The organism is Streptomyces sp. NPDC006655, assembly GCF_040703965.1.
Taxonomy (GTDB): domain Bacteria; phylum Actinomycetota; class Actinomycetes; order Streptomycetales; family Streptomycetaceae; genus Streptomyces.
In genome coordinates, this window is record NZ_JBEYJU010000014.1 from 118258 (window position 1) to 135667 (window position 17410).

General features: G+C 71.9%; 13 protein-coding genes and 1 pseudogene. 7 read left to right on the plus strand and 7 right to left on the minus strand.

All coding sequences use genetic code 11. The annotated features are described in order from the left end of the window. Window position 1: 1 nt before the first annotated feature. Together AB0958_RS11435 and AB0958_RS11440 are read right to left on the minus strand one after the other, a co-directional pair. Window positions 2–1414 (minus strand): amino acid permease, encoded by a 1413-nt coding sequence (locus AB0958_RS11435; RefSeq protein ID WP_366890138.1) that lies wholly within the window; start codon window positions 1412–1414, stop codon window positions 2–4. Window positions 1415–1474: 60 nt separating this feature from the next. After that, window positions 1475–2425 carry a LysR family transcriptional regulator gene (locus AB0958_RS11440; protein ID WP_366890139.1) on the minus strand — a complete coding sequence of 317 codons (951 nt, stop codon included), beginning with the start codon at window positions 2423–2425 and terminating at the stop codon, window positions 1475–1477. A gap of 102 nt (window positions 2426–2527) precedes the next feature. Between AB0958_RS11440 and AB0958_RS11445 the strand changes: the two genes are divergently transcribed. After that, complete coding sequence (locus AB0958_RS11445; RefSeq protein ID WP_366890140.1) at window positions 2528–3775, plus strand: MFS transporter; 1248 nt, start codon at window positions 2528–2530, stop codon at window positions 3773–3775. Here the strand turns inward: AB0958_RS11445 and AB0958_RS11450 are convergent. Then, window positions 3711–4166, minus strand: coding sequence for a universal stress protein (locus AB0958_RS11450; RefSeq protein WP_366890141.1), 456 nt, complete (start codon window positions 4164–4166; stop codon window positions 3711–3713). The two genes, AB0958_RS11445 and AB0958_RS11450, sit on opposite strands and share 65 nt — an antisense overlap. An 89-nt stretch (window positions 4167–4255) precedes the next feature. On the opposite strand from AB0958_RS11450, the gene lysX reads away from it, so the two are divergent. Beyond that, window positions 4256–7528, plus strand: coding sequence for a bifunctional lysylphosphatidylglycerol synthetase/lysine--tRNA ligase LysX (gene lysX, locus AB0958_RS11455; protein ID WP_366890142.1), 3273 nt, complete (start codon window positions 4256–4258; stop codon window positions 7526–7528). 149 nt (window positions 7529–7677) lie between these two features. Beyond that, the gene (locus tag AB0958_RS11460) at window positions 7678–8514 is read left to right on the plus strand and encodes a polysaccharide deacetylase family protein (RefSeq protein WP_366890143.1); all 837 of its coding nucleotides are present in this window, start codon (window positions 7678–7680) and stop codon (window positions 8512–8514) included. A 30-nt stretch (window positions 8515–8544) separates the two neighbouring features. Here AB0958_RS11460 and AB0958_RS11465 read toward each other — a convergent pair whose 3' ends face one another. Further along, complete coding sequence (locus AB0958_RS11465; RefSeq protein WP_366890144.1) at window positions 8545–9219, minus strand: class F sortase; 675 nt, start codon at window positions 9217–9219, stop codon at window positions 8545–8547. An 810-nt stretch (window positions 9220–10029) separates the two neighbouring features. Between AB0958_RS11465 and AB0958_RS11470 the strand changes: the two are divergent. Then, a pseudogene (locus tag AB0958_RS11470) lies at window positions 10030–10475 on the plus strand (hypothetical protein). A gap of 108 nt (window positions 10476–10583) precedes the next feature. On the opposite strand, the gene AB0958_RS11475 reads toward AB0958_RS11470, so the two are convergent. The 3 genes from AB0958_RS11475 to AB0958_RS11485 form a co-directional block, all read right to left on the minus strand. Next, window positions 10584–11312 (minus strand): hypothetical protein, encoded by a 729-nt coding sequence (locus tag AB0958_RS11475; protein WP_366890146.1) that lies wholly within the window; start codon window positions 11310–11312, stop codon window positions 10584–10586. A 166-nt stretch (window positions 11313–11478) separates the two neighbouring features. After that, on the minus strand, window positions 11479–12243 hold the full coding sequence (locus AB0958_RS11480; RefSeq protein WP_366890147.1) for a DUF4239 domain-containing protein: 765 nt from the start codon (window positions 12241–12243) through the stop codon (window positions 11479–11481). Between the two features lie 30 nt (window positions 12244–12273). Then, window positions 12274–12402 carry a hypothetical protein gene (locus AB0958_RS11485; protein ID WP_358983017.1) on the minus strand — a complete coding sequence of 43 codons (129 nt, stop codon included), beginning with the start codon at window positions 12400–12402 and terminating at the stop codon, window positions 12274–12276. 745 nt (window positions 12403–13147) lie between these two features. On the opposite strand from AB0958_RS11485, the gene AB0958_RS11490 reads away from it, so the two are divergent. The 3 genes from AB0958_RS11490 to AB0958_RS11500 all read left to right on the plus strand — a co-directional run bounded on the left by AB0958_RS11490 (window position 13148) and on the right by AB0958_RS11500 (window position 17320). After that, window positions 13148–14116 (plus strand): SCO0930 family lipoprotein, encoded by a 969-nt coding sequence (locus tag AB0958_RS11490; protein WP_366890149.1) that lies wholly within the window; start codon window positions 13148–13150, stop codon window positions 14114–14116. Window positions 14117–14366: 250 nt separating this feature from the next. Next, on the plus strand, window positions 14367–15179 hold the full coding sequence (locus tag AB0958_RS11495) for an SAM-dependent methyltransferase (protein WP_366890150.1): 813 nt from the start codon (window positions 14367–14369) through the stop codon (window positions 15177–15179). Then, the gene (locus AB0958_RS11500; RefSeq protein WP_366890152.1) at window positions 15176–17320 is read left to right on the plus strand and encodes an EAL domain-containing protein; all 2145 of its coding nucleotides are present in this window, start codon (window positions 15176–15178) and stop codon (window positions 17318–17320) included. The genes AB0958_RS11495 and AB0958_RS11500 overlap by 4 nt, the downstream gene beginning before the upstream one ends. The last annotated feature ends 90 nt before the right edge of the window (window positions 17321–17410 follow it).

The window sequence follows — 17410 nt, forward strand, 5'->3', positions numbered from 1 at the left end:
CCTAACGCCCGGCCAGCCGCGACCTCTTGTACGAGTAACCGAAGTAGATCACGCACCCGACCACGAACCAGACCGCGAACCGCACCCAGGTCTGCCACTTCAGGAACGTGATCAGCCAGAGCGAGAAGAGCACACCCAGCGCGGGCACGAACGGCATCCACGGGGTACGGAAGCCGCGCGGCAGGTCCGGCTGCCGGTAGCGCAGCACGATCACCGCCACGCACACCACCACGAACGCCAGCAGGATGCCGATGTTGGTGAGCTCGGCCGCCTCGCCGATCGGCACGAACCCGGCGAGCAGGGCGGAGGCCACCCCGACGATCCAGGTCACCCGGGTCGGCACGTGCCGCGTCGGGTGCGTCTTCGCGAACCAGGCGGGCAGCAGCCCGTCCCGGGACATCGAGAACCACACCCGGGTGACACCGAGCATGAACGTGAACATCACCGTGAGGATGCCGATGATCGCGCCCACCGCGATCACGTCCGCGAGCCCGCTCAGCCCCACCGACTTGAACGCCGTCGAGAAGCCGCTCTCCGGGTCGATGTCCTTGTAGTTCTGCATGCCCGTCAGGACCAGGCAGGCCGCCACGTACAGCACCATCGAGATCGCCAGCGAGTAGATGATCGCCTTGGGCATGTGCCGTTGCGCGTCCTTCGACTCCTCGGCCGCCGTCGACATGGCGTCGTACCCGAAGACGGCGAAGAACACGGTGGCCGCGCCCGTGAACGCCCCGGTGACACCGAACGGGAAGAAGGGGTGGTAGTTGGCCGCGGTGATGTGGAACACGCCGACACCGATCACCAGCAGCACCACCAGCACCTTCAGGGCGACCACGAACGTCTCGAAACGGGCCGCGCTGCGGATGCCCTGGTTGAGCAGGTACGCGATCAGCAGGCACAGGAGGGCGGCGAACAGGTCGACGCGGTGCCCGGAGCCGGTCCCGGGGGCGCCGAGCATCCAGTGCGGCAGGTTCGCGCCCATCTGCTCGACCAGGAAACTGAAGTAGCCCGAGATGCCGATCGCCACCACCGCCACGATCGCCGTGTACTCGAGCAGCAGGTCCCAGCCGATGAACCAGCCCGCGAACTCGCCGAGCACCGCGTAGCCGTACGTGTACGCCGACCCCGCCTTGGGGATCAGCCCGGCGAACTCGGCGTACGACAGCGCCGCGCACGCGCTCGCCACACCGGCGATCAGGAACGAGACCAGCACCGCCGGCCCCGCCGTCTCGTTGGCCACCGTGCCGGCCAGGGTGAAGATGCCCGCGCCGATGATGCCGCCCACACCGATCGCGGTCAGCTGGAGCAGCCCGAGCGATCGGTCGAGCCGGGCGCCCTCGGTGACCTCCGTCTCCTCGATGTGTTCGATGGGTTTGCGACGGAGAATTCCTTCGCCCATGCGGAGCTTGGCCATGTGCCTCACCTCTTCGCCGATCGCGAACGGCTGACGGCCGATCATGATGGCTCAGCGGCGTCACGGACGGAAGACGCCACGCACGGTCTCGGCCCAGCCGGGCGTCCAGGTCCGGGCCGCGCCTCCCGGCGGCCGGCCGGCCGTGAGGTGGGCGCGCAGCGCGACCAGGCCCGGGTGCGGGTTGGCGGTGGTCCACACCAGGGAGTGCGGGTAGACGGGGGTCGGGTCGACCAGTGGGATGCGGCGCAGTCCGTGCCCGTCCGGCCAGGCCAGATCGGTGCGCTCGCTGACGAGCGTCGCGAGGCCCGCGGAGCGGGCGAGCGCGTCCTGCAGCGCCCCGGAGAAGTTGGGGCCCGAGGCGTCGATGGTGAGGCCGAACTCGGCGGCGAGGGACGCGTAGTACGCGGCCCACTCGGTCCCCTCCACGATGCCCGGCATCCAGATCCGGTGCCCGGCCAGCTCCCCGGGAGTGACCGAGCGGCGGCCGGCCAGGGCGTGCCCGGGGCCGGTGAGCACCTGGACCGGCTCGTCGTACACCCGGACGGACTCGACGCCCCGCGGCAGCGGGCGGCCGGGCATGGCGACGGCACGGAAGGACGCGTCCACCGCACCGGAGCGCAGCGCGGTGAGCGCCGAGTCCACGTCGAACAGGGTGACGACGTCCAGGGGGATCTCCGGGTGCGCCTCGTGGAAGCCGCGCAGCAGCGCCGCGGGGGCGAGCCGCGCTCCGATCACGTCGACCCGCAGCGCGCGCCGCCCCGGCCGTACGGAGGCCGCCGCCCGTTCCGCGGCCAGCAGCAGCTCACGGGCGTGCGGCAGGAAGGTCAGGCCGTCCACGGTCAGGTCGGCGCCCCGGGCGGTACGGGTGAACAGCCGCACGCCCAGCTCCCGCTCCAGGGCGGCGATCCGCTTGGAGACGGCCTGCTGGGTGACGGCCAGCACCGCCGCGGCCTCCTGGAACTGCCCCGACTCGGCCACCGAGACGAAGGTGCGCACCGCTGTCAGGTCCATCCCCACACCGTACAACCCTTGGTTGTGGCAGCCCGGCCGCGGGTTGTTTGATTCGGCGGCCACCTGCACGTTTTCATGTCCCGGGTCAACGGGAGGTTGTGCATGGGACGGCGGTTCGGGTGGCTGTGGGCCGCTTACTCGGTGAGTGCGCTCGGCACCTACCTGGCCTTCGACGCGTTCTCCGTGATCGCCGTCGTCGCGCTGCACGCGGGCTCCGCGGAGGTGGCGCTGCTCGCCGCCTCCGGACCCGCCGTGGGCGCGCTCGTGGCGGTGCCGCTCGGACCGTGGGTGGAGTTCCGGCGCAAGCGGCCGGTGATGATGGCGATGGACCTGGTCAGGTTCGGCGCACTGCTGACCGTGCCCGCCGCCTACGCGCTCGGTCTCCTCGGACTCGGTCAGCTGCTGCTCGTCTCCGTCGTCACGGCGGCCGCCGACATCACGTTCAACGCGGCCTCCGGCGCCTTCCTGAAAGGACTGGTGCCCGCCGACCGGCTGCTCACCGCGAACGCCCGCTTCGAGTCCACGAACTGGACCGCACTGGTCCTCGGACCACCCCTCGGCGGCGCCGCGATCGGCCTGTTCGGACCCGTCACCACGGTGACGGCGAACGCCGTCAGCTTCCTGCTCTCCGCGCTCGGCATCCGGGCCGTCGGCGGCGGCGAGCCCCGCCCCGGCCGCACCGGCGGGGACCGCCTGCGCGCCGCCGACCTGCTGCACGGCTGGCGGCACATCCTCGGCAGTCCCGCCCTGCGGCCCCTGTTCTTCAACAACCTCGCGGCCAACGCCCTGATCATGGTCGCCGTCCCACCGCTGGCCGTCCTCATGCTCGGCCGGCTCGGCTTCACCCCCTGGGAGTACGGCCTCGCCTTCGCCGCGCCCTGCCTCGGCGGCCTCCTCGGCGCCCGGCTGGCCCGCCCGCTGGTCGCCCGCCACGGACAGCTGCGCGTGCTGCGCGCCGCCGCCACCCTGCGCGCCGTCTGGCCGGTCGGGCTGGCCCTCGTCCGCCCCGGAGCGGCCGGACTGCTCCTCGTGATGGTCCTGGAGTTCGGAGTGATCACCTGCTCGGCCGTCTACAGCCCGGTGTACGCCACCCGCCGTCTCGAACACATCCCGAACGACCGGATCGCCCGCACCCTGTCCGCCTGGTCGATCACCGGCAAGGCCACCACGGCCGCCCTGACGGCCCTGTGGGGCCTTTTGGCGAGCCTCACCGGACCCCGTACCGCCATCGCACTCGCGGGCGTGCTGCTGCTGGCGACCCCCCTGCTGCTGCCCCGGGAACCCGCTACGGAACGACTGTCACCGGCCACCGTCCCGCCTTCACCAGACGGATCGCCACAGAGCCGATGAACCGGTGCCCCGCCTGCTCGGACGAGCCCACCACGACCGCGTCCGCCTTCAGTTCGTCCGCCGCCTTCACCATCCCGTTGTAGGCGTCGCCGCGGAACGTGTGGAACTCCCAGCGCACCTCGAATATCCCCCTGACCCGCTCGGCCGCGTCCCTGATCTGCTGCATCAGGTCCTCCGCGATCTCGTCGGTGGTCTCCGCCACCGGCGCCCCGAGCACCGCCCCCGCCGCGAGCACCGGCTGCACGTACACCACGGCCAGCAGCGCGCGCTGCCGCCGGGCCAGGCCGCCGGCGTAGGAGAGCGCGCGCAGTGAGGAGTCGGAGCCGTCCACGCCGACCACGATGACCTTGGGCCCGTCCGTGCCCCGCTCGAACTGGTGTTGTTCCGCCACGGGCCAGAGGCTATCGGAATCCGCAGGTCCGGCAAGTGGCCCGGGGTGCCCGACGGGCGAGCCGGGCGCGCCCTTCCTACAGTCGGAACATGAGCGCGGCCGTGCAGCCCGCCACGGGCAGGGACCCGGCGGGCCGGATACCTCCGCCCGCCGCCGGGCGGACGCACTGGGTGCCGGAGGCCTTCGGGTCCTTCTTCGGCGCCCTGGCCCTGCTGTGCGCCCTGCTCTCCTTCATCGCCCCGCTGCGCGTCCTGCTCCGGCCCGTCGTGCACTTCGTCGACGCCGTCGTGGTGCCGGTCAGCCCCAACCTCGCCTACGCCGTCTTCCTGTTCCTGCTCGGCGGCGCCACCGCGGCCCGCAAGAAGGTCGCCTGGTGGCTGCTGGTGGTCTACCTCGGCCTGCTGGTGCTGGCCGACGTCCTGGTCGTCGTCCTCGGCTTCGACTGGTACTCGTTCAGCTCACTGCTGGTCTGCGGGTTCGCCCTCGCCCTGCTGATCGTGGCCAGAGGGGAGTTCTACGCCGCCTCCCGCCGGGCCGCGGTCCGCCGCGCCCTCGCCGTCCTCGTCGTCGGCCTGCTGGTGGCGATCCTGGCCGGCTGGGGACTGGTCTCGCTCTTCCCCGGCTCGCTCCCGCACGGCCAGCACCTGGCCTACGCCGCCGACCGGGTCTGCGGCGGCCTGGTCCCCGGCTACAGCTACGGCGGCCGCCCGCCCCGCTTCGTCGCCTTCCTGCTCGGCCTCTTCGGCGCCCTGGCCCTGCTCAACGCCGCCGCCACCCTGTTCCGTTCCCAGCGCCTGGAAGCGGCCCTGCACGGCGACGAGGAGAGCCGCATCCGCGCCCTCCTGAAGGCCTACGGCGACCGGGACTCCCTCGGCTACTTCGCCACCCGCCGCGACAAGGCCGTGGTCTTCTCCCCGAGCGGCAAGGCCGCCGTCACCCACCGCGTCGAGGCCGGCGTCTGCCTGGCCAGCGGCGACCCCGTCGGCGACCCGGAGGCCTGGCCCCACGCCATCGCCGCCTGGCTGGACGTGGCCCGCAGGCACGCCTGGGTGCCCGCGGTGATGGGCGCCTCCGAGGACGGCGCCAAAGCCTACGTGCGCGCCGGGCTCGGCGCCCTGGAACTCGGCGACGAGGCCATCCTGCACGTCGCCGACTTCGACCTGGGCGGCCGGGAGATGCGGGTCACCCGACAGGCCGTCAACCGCGTCCGCCGGGCCGGCGCCACCACCCGGATCCGCCGCCACGCCGCACTCACCGAGAGCGAGATGGAGGAGGTCGTCGACAAGGCCGACGCCTGGCGCGACACCGAGACCGAACGCGGCTTCTCCATGGCCCTGGACCGGCTCGGCGACCCCGCCGACGGCGACTGCCTGCTCGTCGAGGCGCTCGCCGAGGACGGCCGGCTGCTCGCCCTGCTCTCCTTCGTGCCCTGGGGCGTCGACGGCGTCTCCCTCGACCTGATGCGCCGGGACCGCGCCGCTCCCAACGGGGTCATGGAGTTCATGGTCGCCGACCTGTGCGCCGCCGCTCCCCGGCTGGGCGTGCGCCGGATCTCGCTGAACTTCGCGGTCTTCCGCTCGGTCTTCGAGGAGGGCGCCCGCATCGGCGCCGGACCGGTGCTGCGGCTGTGGCGCCGGCTGCTGCTGTTCTTCTCCCGCTGGTGGCAGCTGGAGGCCCTGTACCGCTCCAACGCCAAGTACCGCCCCGAGTGGTACCCGCGCTTCCTCTGCTACGGCGACGCCGGCTCGCTGGCCCGCGTCGGCCTCGCCTCCGGCATCGCCGAAGGCTTCGTCCCCGTACCGTCCCTGCGCAAACTCTGGGGAAAAGGGCACCCGAAGGCCGGACCGCGTCCCGTCGAGGGGCCGCGGTCCGCGCCGGTGCCCGGTCCCGTCGGAGGGGACGAGGCCGGGGCCGGTGCCCGGGACACCGGTCTGCCGGACCAGTTCCGGATGCGTCGCCGCAAGCTGGAGCGGCTGCGGGCGGCCGGGGTCGACCCCTACCCGGTGGCGCCCGGTCCGCCGATCCGCGCCCTCGCCGAGGTCCGCGACGGCGAGAGGGCCACCGTCGCCGGGCGGATCATGCTGGTCCGCGACTTCGGCGGCATCGTCTTCGCCGTGCTGCGCGACTGGTCCGGCGACCGCCAACTCGCCCTCACCCGCGACGCCTCCGGCGCCGCCCTCGACCGGTTCAGGGCCGACACCGACATCGGCGACCTGATCACCGCCACCGGACGCGCCGGGCGCAGCGACCGGGGCGAGCCGACCGTCTTCGTCACCGACTGGCAGCTCACCGCCAAGTGCCTGCGACCGCTGCCCGACAAGCGCCGGGGACTGGCCGACCCCGAGGCGAAGGTCCGCCGCCGCTACCTCGACCTCGCCACCAGCTCCGCCGCCCGGTCCGTGCTCCGCGTCCGTTCCACCGCCGTACAGGCACTGCGCCAGGGCCTCCTCGACCGTGGCTACCTGGAGGTCGAGACCCCGATGCTCCAGCAGATCCACGGCGGCGCCCACGCCCGCCCCTTCACCACCCACATCAACGCCTACGACCTCGAACTGCACTTGCGGATCGCCCCCGAGCTGTATCTGAAACGGCTGTGCGTCGGGGGCCTGGAGAAGGTCTTCGAACTCGGCCGCACCTTCCGCAACGAGGGCGTCTCCCACAAGCACAACCCTGAGTTCACCATGCTGGAGGCCTACCAGGCGCACGCCGACTACGACGTGATGCTCGACCTCGCCCGCGAACTGATCCAGGGCGCCGCCACCGCCGCCCTAGGCTCCCAGGTGGTGCGCAGGGACGGGCGCGAGTACGACATCTCGGGGACCTGGCCGGTCAGGACCGTGCACGAGGCCGTCTCCGAGGCGCTGGGCGAGGAGATCGGCCCCGGCACCGAACTGCTGCGGCTGCACCGGCACTGCGACCGCACCGGGGTGCCGTACACCGCCGACGACGGCCCCGCGGACGTCGTCCTGGAGATGTACGAGCGCCTGGTCGAGGAGCGCACCGAGCTGCCCACCTTCTACAAGGACTTCCCGACCGGCGTCTGTCCGCTCACCCGGCAGCACCGCGCCGACCCGCGGCTCGCCGAACGCTGGGACCTGGTCGCCTTCGGCACCGAACTCGGCACCGCCTACTCCGAACTGACCGATCCCGTCGAACAGCGCCGCCGGCTCACCGCGCAGTCGCTGCTCGCCGCCGGCGGGGACCCCGAGGCGATGGAACTCGACGAGGACTTCCTCGCCGCCCTCGAATACGCCATGCCACCCACCGGCGGCCTCGGCATCGGCGTCGACCGGGTGGTCATGTTCCTCACCGGCCTGACCATCCGGGAGACGCTGCCCTTCCCGCTGGTCCGCCGCCGCTGACGGCCGCTCCGACCGGCGACGCGCCGTCCCGCGCCCTGCTTGACCGTTTCTTTCCGAAACCTCCGTCCGCTGGTCCGTGCGGGTGTTTTCACCCCGCCGCACCGGTGTCGAAGTGGTGGGCCGCCGCCCTGCCGGGCGACTGATGGATCATGCAGAAGGATCAGTTGTTCACCCGGCGCCGGCTGCTGCTCGCCGGCGCCGCCGCCGTGGGAGCCGCGGGCACCGCCGGGATCGTCGTGGCGGGCGGCGGCGAGGGGGCGGCCCACGAGGCCGCCGCCCCGGCCGCCGGGCCCGAGGCCCGCGAGGCGCTCAGGCCGTCGGCCTTCCGGCTCCAGCCGCTCACCGGCTACGGCCCGCCGCGCACCAAACCGCGCAAGCTCAAGGTGCGCAAGGAACCCATCCTGAAGATCTCCGAACAGGGCCGGCAGATGATGCTGACCTTCGACGACGGCCCCAACCCGAACTACACCCCGCACATCCTGGACACCCTCGCCAAGTACGACGTGCGGGCGATGTTCTTCCTGTGCGGCGAGTGCGTCGTGGAGAACCGGGAACTGGTGGCACGGATGGCCGAGGAGGGCCATGTCGTGGGCAACCACACCTGGACCCATCCGCTGCTCACCACCCTGGACCGCGCCGAGATCCGCGCCGAGATGGAGAGCACCAGCGACGCCATCCAGGACACCTACGGCGAACGCCCGCAGTGGTTCCGCGCGCCCTACGGCGCCTGGAACAAGGCGGCCTTCCAGCTCGGCGCGAAGATGGGGATGGAGCCGATGGCCTGGACGGTCGACAGCACCGACTGGACGACCCCGGGCACCCGCACCATCGTCGACATCATCGAGAGCGGGGCCGCCCCCGGTGTCGTCGTCCTCTCCCACGACGCCGGGGGCGACCGCTCGCAGAGCGTCAGCGCACTGCGTGAGTACCTGCCCTACCTGCTGGACGAGGGCTACCACCTGACCGTGCCGCGCCGGCGCACCTGAGCGGGCCGCCGCCCGCCCGGTCGCGTGTCCTCAGCGGACCTCGACCAGGCGGGCGAAGACCACCACGTTCCCGTCGTAGCCGTTCTGCTTGGAGAATCCGCCGCCGCAGGTGATCACCCGCAACTCCGGGGTGCCCTTGGACCCGTAGACCCGGTCGCCGGGGAAACTGGCCTTCGCGAACACCTCGATGCCGTAGATCTCGAACACCGCGGTGCTGCCGTCGACCCGGCCGACCTCCACCCGGTTCCCCTTCTTCAGGGAGCCCAGACCGTAGAAGACCGCCGGGCCCTTGGTGTTGTCGACATGGCCGACGATCACGGACGTGCCCTTCTCGCCGGGCGAGACACCCCCGGTGAACCAGCCGGCCAGGTTCGGGTCGTCCGGCGGCGGGGCCGCGACCCAGCCGTCCGTGTCCAGACCCACCGCCATCACGGGCGCGTCCACCCGGATCGCGGGGATCCTGATCCGGTTCGCCGCCGAGAACGGCAGGGGCGAGGGCGCTGTGGCGAAGGTGCCCGGGATCGTGGTACGGCTGTCCGGGGCGGCGGCCGAGGCCGGCTGCGGCGGACCGGCGTCGAACTCTCCCGAACCGTTCCGGATGAGCGCCAGTCCGGTCAGCAGAACCAGCGCTATCACGCCCCACGGGGCACGCTTCCGCCGCCGCTCCTCCTCTTCTGCCACCTCGGAGAGTTCGGACGCTGACATTCGCCATCCCCTTCCGACGCGGCCGTCGCCACGTCCGTATCGCGCATGGGAAAACGCTAAGTCCCGCGCGCGCGGGCGGCGACGGGGCGACGGGCGAACGGGTGGCCCGCGGCGATCGCGGTGCGCCATCCGAGTTGCCGTTCCCAGGTTTTTTCTGACGGTCCGTGACCTGCGGCAATATCCGATTGTGTGCTGTTCCGTCGGCGTGTCTCCTCACCGGTACGGACCATTCTCGACATGCGGGCGTGTTCCCGGCGTCTGAGGGTCTGATCGGGAGGTGCTTTCTCGCCGATCGACCGGGGACGGTTCCCGGGGCGCCTTCCGCGGAGGAAGAGATGCGAAACTCACGTGCGCTGGCGGCCGCGTGCACCGTGGTCGCCCTTCTCGGGGTCGCCGCCCCCGTGGCCGTCGCCGACGGTATGGGCAACGGCGGTGGCCCGGCCAACACCCAGGCCCCGGTGGTCGGCGGAGCCGGCGTCAACCCGGGGGTCGGCGTCGCTCCCGGAGTCGGCGTCGCTCCGGGAGCCGCGGTGCCGGCGATCCCCGCGGTCCCGGGGGTCGTCGTCGGCGGAGTCGGCGGTTTCAACGGCCGGGACAACTTCAACGGGAGGGACAACTTCAACGGCCGGGAGAACGGCCGGGAGAACGGCCGGGAGAACGGCCGGGAGAACGGCCGGGAGAACTTCAACGGGAGGGACAACTTCAACGGCCGGGAGAACTTCAACGGCCGGGGCGGGGACGGCTTGGGCGGCCGGGGGTGCGACCGCGTCGAGGGCGGCCGTGGGAACGACGGACTCGGCGACGACTTCGGTGGCCCGGGCGACGACGGACTGGACAACGACTTCCGGTGCCGGGGCGGCGAGGGCGTACGCAACATCGTCGCGCAGCCCAGGGCGATCGCGAGCGGGGCCCGCCTCACCGTCACCGTCAACGGCTGCCGCGGCGGCGTCATGAGCTCGCGGGCCTTCCGGACGACCTCGCTGTACCCGTTCGGAGGGGAGATGGCGCGCGGTGTCGCCACCGTCGACCGGGACGCCCGGCCCGGCCCGTACGACCTCACCGTCCGCTGCGACGGCCGGACCCTGACCCGGCCGGCCGCCTTCGCGGTGCTGGGCGGGGTGCGCGGCGGTCTCGGCGGCAGCACCACCAGCGGGGCGACCCGGGCCGACATGGCCATCGGCGGCGGCCTGGTGGGCGCAGGCGTGCTGGGCGGCTGCGGGTTCTGGCTGCGCCGTCGGCACGAGAAGAGGTTCTGACCGCTCGGGCCCGGGTGCGGGCCGGTGCCCCCGGTCCCTCAGGGGGCCGGGGTGTCGCGGGCCCCGCTTCGCCGCGGCCCGTCGCCGGGAGCCGGTCACCGGGGCGGGTCAGGCGCCGTCCTCGTCGGCGCGGACCCGCGCGCGGCGGTACGCGGTGCCGACCGAGCCCAGCACGAGAGCCGTGCCGAGCCCGATCTCCTTCAGGTCGAACCCGTCGAAGCTGCCGCCCTCACCGGCCCGCACCCCCCGCGAAGGGGGCAGGGGCTGCGGATTGAGCTCCTGGTCGCGAGCGCCGGTACCACCGACGTCGCTGTCGCCGTAGGTACGGCCGCCGGTGTCCCCATCGGTCCGCCCGGCCGTGTTCCCGTCGGAGCGTCCGCCCGTGGTCCCGTCGGAGCGTCCGCCGCTCTGGTCGTCCGCCCGCCCGTCACCGTGCCCGTCCGAGCCGCCTTCGGAGCCGCCTTCGGAGACGGCGAGTTCGGTCGATCCGCTGGTCCCGTCGCAGTCGAACGTCACCCGGTAGGAGCCCTGCGACCGGACGTCCCGGCCGACGGTGGCCGTCCCCGAGTCCTGCCCCGCCGGTATCCGGATCGTGTCGAAGAGGCTGGAGGCGACCGTCGCGGTGCCCCGGCAGCCGTCGCCGCGGTTCAGGTGGAAGCTCACCCGGCCGCCCGCCGCGACCGTGGACGGCGTGACGCGGAAACCGAAGGGTGCGGAGTCACGGCCGCCGTCCCTCCCCTCCTCGCCGCCACCGTCGTTCGCGAGGATGGCCGGAGCGGACAGGGCGAGGGCGCCGACGCCCAGCAGTGCGGCGGAAGCGACGCGTATCGCGCGCATGGTGGTTCCTCCGGTCCCCGAGGGGCAGCACGCGGACCTGTTCCGCCAGTGCCGGAAATGCACCCCGGTGATCGGAACGCTAGGAACATCCGTACACGCGCGCGAACGCAGTAGTGCGAACGGGGGAGAAGGGTGGGCCGTCCGAGGGACCCGGACGGCCCACCCGCTATCGCTGGACGTGTGGGAAGAAGTTCAGGAAGGGCTGCACGGTCGCCGTGATGCCACGGCTGTACGGCTCGTCGAAGTCCCAGATCAGGAACAGCATGAAGGCGATGGTCGCGGAGAACAGGCCGGCCAGGACCAGTTCGCGCCGGGTGCGCCTGATCTGCAGCGCGAAGACCATACCGACGGTGATCACCGCCCCGACCAGCAGCCCGGCCCACACCACGTTCGGCATCGTCGCCCCGGTCGAGTCCGCGCGGGCGCTGCGCGCCTGGTCGAGGGCGGCCACCTGGTCCACCAGCGGCTGGTAGGCCTGCGCCTCGAAGTCGGTCTTCGGCTGGTAGTCGGTGACGTCCTGACGGATCGTGGCGAGCAGCTCGGCGCCGCGCTGCGTGAGACGGCCGTGGTCGGACATCTCCTTCCACTCCTTGCCGACGACCTGCCCGGCGTAGGCGTCGACGTCCGCGCGGATCCGGTCTCGGACGTCGGGCGGATACACCCGTACCCGCTCATGGATCTCGTGCAGCGCCTGCGCCTCCGCCTGGACGTGGTCCTGGGCGGCGCTGCGGGCCTCCCACACGCCGGCCACGGCCAGACCCAGGACGATGGCGTAGATGACGCCGATCCACATCGTCATGTACTCGATGACGTCCGGCGTCTCGGAGGGATCCTCGTCCTCCGGAGCCCTCTTGTCCCGGACGAGGGTGATGACGACCACCACGGCACAGGCCGCGAGGATCGCGAGGGCGAGAACCAGCCAATCCGGCAACGAGACCTCCAGGTATCGGTGGACCGGCCGTCAGCGCGCGCGGAACGCGGCGACGGCGACGATCGCGGGTACGGCGATGAGCAGGACGTAGGTGACCGGAGAGGTGCGGTGCGGGGCCTTCGCGCCGGTCGACTGGACGTGGTACGGCGGGTAGGTCACCGGGGTCGGTGAGGGCCGCGGGGTCGGTTTCGGTGTCGGCGTGGGGGTCGGCGCCGGTCTGGGGGCCGGCGGCCGGACGGGGGCCGGGGTGGGCCTGGGCGCCGGTGCCTGCCTGGGCGGCGGCGGTGGGGCCGGGCGCGGGGCCGGTGGGGCGGGGCGCGGCGGTTTCGGGGTGGGGGTCGGTCTGGGTTTCGGTGTGGGCTTGGGTGTCGGGGCGGGCGGCGGGGGAGGCGGGGGAGGCGGGGGCGGAGTCGGTGTGGGGCAGGGCGGCGGTGTGGGCGCCGGGCACGGCGGGAGCGAGGGCCAGGAGTCGCCGGCGACGGCCACCGCCTGAGTGCCGTCCGGACCGGTCGAGGCGTAGGCGCAGGCGTCGGCCGAGGCCGTGCCGACCGGGCAGCCCACGAGGGTCCACACCAAGGTCAGCAGGGCCAACACCCTTGAGGTGGGCGCGAGTCGGATCGCTTCGGGTGCATGCACGACGGAGATCATGAGGTCTCGCGAGCCGTCGCACGCCGTAGTACGGGAGGATTGATCCGAACGGGCTACATGTGGCGTAAACCGGTTTGAATCACACCGGTCCGCGAATGGCTCGAAGCGTACGCCCGTGCGGGACGCGGCCCGAGGGCACAGCGCTCCGAAAGAAATTTGTGCGCCGGTTGAACACTTCGGGTCCCCGGGTCCGTACCTGGTGTCGTGCGGCGGCGCAGAGGCGCTGCGATATCCAGGCGATGATGGGGAGTTGACGATGAAGACCTCGTGGAGGAGCGCCTCTCTGGTGGCCACGGCCGCGGGGGTGATGGTGTTCGCGACGGCGTGCGGTCAGGACAACACGACCACTCCGTCCTCGGCGGCCCAGAACGTCGGAGCCACGGCTCCGGCAGGCATCGGCAGCATCACCAGTCCCACCGCCTCGTCCGGTGCCGGGAACGGCTACGGCGCCGACGGCAACCAGGCATCCAGTTCCCCGGCCGCGGTGCAGCCCGCCGGCAAACTGACCGTCGCCAGCAACCCCGACCTGGGCAACGTGCTGACCGACGGCAGCGGCCTCACCCTCTACCGCTTCGACGCGGACACCGCCAATCCCCCCAAGTCGAACTGCGCCGGGGACTGCGCGACCACCTGGCCGCCGGTGCCCGCCGACGACGCCACGGCCGGTGCGGGCATCGACAAGGCGCTGCTGGGCGAGGTCACCCGCGCCGACGGCACCAAGCAGCTGACCGTCGGCGGCTGGCCGGTGTACCGCTACGCCAAGGACGTCAACGCCGGTGACGTCAACGGCCAGGGCGTGGGCGGCAAGTGGTTCGCGCTGGCCCCCACCGGCAAGAAGGCCACGCTGGCCTCCCTGCCCGGCCTCTCGGTCCGCAAGGACGCCAAGCTCGGCGACATCATCGTCGACAAGAACGGCATGACGGTCTACCGCTTCATCAAGGACAAGGCGTGGCCCAAGGTCGTCTCCAACTGCACCGGCCCCTGCCTGGTGAAGTGGCCGGCCGTCGCGGAGGTCGCCTCCAGTGACACCAAGGGCATCGTGAAGAAGGGCCTGATGGGCTTCTCCCGGCCGGACAACGGCCAGAAGCAGCAGACGGTCAACTGCTGGCCGATCTACACCTTCTCCGGTGACGCGAAGGCCGGGGACACCAACGGACAGGGCGTCGGCGGCACCTGGTACGCCGTCTCGCCCGAAGGAAAGCTGGTCGGCGCGCCGGCCAAGTAGAGCCCACCACCCCGGGGCTGACGCCCTGGACGACGACACGACGGCGCACGACCGCCCGCCCCCTCCGCACCGCACGGAGGGGGCGGGCTCCTTCGCGTTCCCGGCAATACCGAACACCCCGGAAACCGAACGCGGAATTACCCGTTCCTGACCGGGAACGGACGGTCAATTTCCGTTTCCGCTCGCCCTGTTCGCAGTCGATCAGTAGCCTCTGCTCGAACACCGGATCGCCAAAGCCTTGGAGAGATACATGGAGCGTCCCGCCTGGGCCCCGCGGAGCATCGACATCTCGGTGCCCAGCGTTTCGCGTATCTACGACTACTACCTGGGCGGTTCGCACAATTTCGAGGTCGACCGGGAAGCGGCCCGCAAGGCGATGGCGCACATGCCGGGACTGCCGAAGATCATGCAGGCCAACCGTGCGTTCATGCGCCGCGCCGTCCGCCACGCGGTCGCCGCCGGTGTCGAGCAGTTCCTGGACATCGGGTCCGGCATCCCCACCTTCGGCAACGTCCACGAGGTCGCGCAGTCCGCGCACCCCGGCGCGCGCGTGGTGTACGTCGACCACGACCCGGTGGCCGTGGCCCACAGCGAGGCCGTGCTGGAAGGCAACGAGAACGCGGACGTGGTCGCCGCCGACCTCCGCAAGCCGCAGGAAATCCTGTCAAGTCCTCAGGTGGAGCGTCTCATCGACCTGAATCGGCCAGTGGCGTTGCTTCTCGTTGCCATACTGCACTTCGTGGAAGACGCGGACGACCCGTACGGGGCAGTGGCACAGCTGCGCGACGCACTCGCGCCCGGCAGCCTGCTTGTTCTCACGCATGCCTCGTACGAGGGAATCCCCTTGCCGGCAGAGCGGGCCGAGGGTGCGGTGGACGTATACAAGGACATTCGCAACCCGCTGATCATGCGCTCGCGCGACGAGATCGCGCGGTTCTTCGAGGGGTACGACATGGTGGAACCCGGACTGGTGCCGATGCCGCAGTGGCGGCCGGAGTCGGCGCCGGAGGACGAGGATCCGTATGCCTTCTCCGGATTCGCCGGCGTGGGGATCGCGGCGTGATCGCGGAGCCGGACGGGCCGGAGGACAGACTGCGCCGGTTCGCGACGATCTGGAGCCGCACGGTCTTCCCGGTGACCTCCACGTCCCTGACCCGGCCGGAGTTCGAGGACCAACTGCTGCCGCTCGCCCGCCGCCTGAGCGAGGTCCTGCTGGCGCACGGCTTCGACGCCGACGAGGCCCGGCAGGTGGGCGCCGCGCTGATCGACGCGCACTGCACCGACCCCGAGGCGCTCACCCGCAGCCTCGACTGCGTCGACGCCTACCTGGTGCTGTACTGCGGCGGGGACGGCCCGCAGGACGAGCTGAGGATGCGCTCCTCGCGGATCCAGCACGCGATGGCCGCCGGGTTCGCCCAGGCGCTGCGCGAGCGCACACTGGCCGAGCAGGAGGCCATCGCCCAGGCCGCGTTGCGGGCCCAGGGCGTGGTCGCGCAGGCGCTGCACGCGAGCGAGGCCCGCTTCCGCGCGGTCTTCGAGGGGGCCGCGATAGGAATCGGCATCGCCGACCTCGAAGGCAACGTCCTCCAGGTCAACGGCGCGCTGCTGCGCATGTTCGGCGGCTCCGAGCAGACCCTGCGCGGCCGCAAGGTCAGGGAGTGGGTGCATCCGGAGGACGCGCCCCAGACCTGGCGGCTCTACGAGGAGCTGGTGCGCGGCGAACGCGAGCACTACCACGTCGAGAAGGCCTTCAACCGCTCCGACGGAACGGTCCTGTGGACCAACCTGACCGTCTCCCTCCTCAGGGACGCCGACGGCGAACCGCAGTACCAGCTGGCCCTCATGGAGGACACGACCGAGCGGCGGCTGCTCAACCTCCGGCTGCGCTACGAGGCCACCCACGACGCGCTCACCGGCCTGCCCAACCGCACGCTGTTCTTCGAGCGCCTGGAGAAGGCCCTGTCCGCGGGCGAGGGCCAGCGCTTCGGGCTGTGCTACCTCGATCTGGACGGCTTCAAGACGATCAACGACAGCCTCGGTCACTCGGCCGGCGACCGGCTGCTGGTGGAGGTCGCCGACCGGCTGCAGTCCTGCGCGACCGCGCCCGGCGAGATGGTCGCCCGGCTCGGCGGTGACGAGTTCGTCGCGCTGACCACCGGCCCGGCCACCCAGCGCGAGGTCGACGACCTGGCCGACCGCATCATGAACGCCCTGGTCACCCCGATCAGCATCGACGGCCGCGAACTGCTGGTCCGCGGCTCCGTCGGCGTCGTCGAGGGCCCGGCCGGCGAGCGCACCCCGGCCGAGGTGCTGCGCAGCGCCGACATCACCATGTACCGGGCCAAGTCGGCGGGCGGCAACCGCTTCGAGCTGGCCGACCCGGAGGCGGACGCCCGCGCGATCACCCGGCACGGTCTGACCACGGCGCTGCCGGCCGCCCTGGACCGGGGCGAGTTCTTCATCGAGTACCAGCCGCTGGTCCACCTCGGCGACGGCAGTGTCCGCGGTGCCGAGGCCCTGGTCCGCTGGCTGCACCCGCAGCACGGCGTGCTCGGCCCGGACCGCTTCATCCCGCTCGCCGAACACACCGGTCTCATCGTCCCGTTGGGCCGCTGGGTACTGGAGGAGTCGATCCGCCAGGCCCGCGAGTGGCGAGAACGCTACGGTGAGGACACCGCCGCGGGCCCGCTGCGGATCAACGTCAACCTCTCCCCGTGCCAGCTCACCCATCCCGGCCTGGTCCAGGACACGGTGGACATCCTGGAGCGGACCGGAGTGGCCCCCGACGCCCTCTGCCTGGAGGTCACCGAGTCGGCCCTCATCGGCGCCGACGACGACCTCCTCAAACCCCTGCGGCGGCTCGCCGAGATGGGCGTCGACATCGCCCTGGACGACTTCGGCACCGGGTACTCGAACCTCGCCAACCTCCGTCGTCTCCCCGTGAGCATCCTCAAACTGGACCGGTCCTTCACCCAGAGCATGCAGCAGTTCCCCGCGGACCCGGTCGACCTCAAGATCGTGGAGGGCATCGTCACCCTGGCCCACAGCCTGGACCTCGCGGTCACGGTGGAGGGCGTGGAGACGGGCGCCCAGGCCGAACAACTCCGCATACTCGGCTGCGACACCGCCCAGGGCTGGTACTACGCCCGCCCGGGCCCACCGGAACGCCTGCACGACCTCGCATTGGTGGATGCGACCGGCTGAGTCGTTGGTGCGGGTTGTGGGTGGTTGCTCGCAGTGGTGAACTCTGCGACACCGGACCGTATATGGGCGGCCAGATTGAGTAGGGAGTAG

Bases quoted from the DNA above. Each gene is read 5' to 3' on its own strand.
- AB0958_RS11435 (WP_366890138.1), bottom strand. From the start codon at position 1,414: ATGGCCAAGCTCCGCATGGGCGAAGGAATTCTCCGTCGCAAACCCATC.
- AB0958_RS11440 (WP_366890139.1), bottom strand. From the start codon at position 2,425: ATGGACCTGACAGCGGTGCGCACCTTCGTCTCGGTGGCCGAGTCGGGG.
- AB0958_RS11445 (WP_366890140.1), top strand. From the start codon at position 2,528: ATGGGACGGCGGTTCGGGTGGCTGTGGGCCGCTTACTCGGTGAGTGCG.
- lysX (WP_366890142.1), top strand. From the start codon at position 4,256: ATGAGCGCGGCCGTGCAGCCCGCCACGGGCAGGGACCCGGCGGGCCGG.
- AB0958_RS11460 (WP_366890143.1), top strand. From the start codon at position 7,678: ATGCAGAAGGATCAGTTGTTCACCCGGCGCCGGCTGCTGCTCGCCGGC.
- AB0958_RS11465 (WP_366890144.1), bottom strand. From the start codon at position 9,219: ATGTCAGCGTCCGAACTCTCCGAGGTGGCAGAAGAGGAGGAGCGGCGG.
- AB0958_RS11475 (WP_366890146.1), bottom strand. From the start codon at position 11,312: ATGCGCGCGATACGCGTCGCTTCCGCCGCACTGCTGGGCGTCGGCGCC.
- AB0958_RS11490 (WP_366890149.1), top strand. From the start codon at position 13,148: ATGAAGACCTCGTGGAGGAGCGCCTCTCTGGTGGCCACGGCCGCGGGG.
- AB0958_RS11495 (WP_366890150.1), top strand. From the start codon at position 14,367: ATGGAGCGTCCCGCCTGGGCCCCGCGGAGCATCGACATCTCGGTGCCC.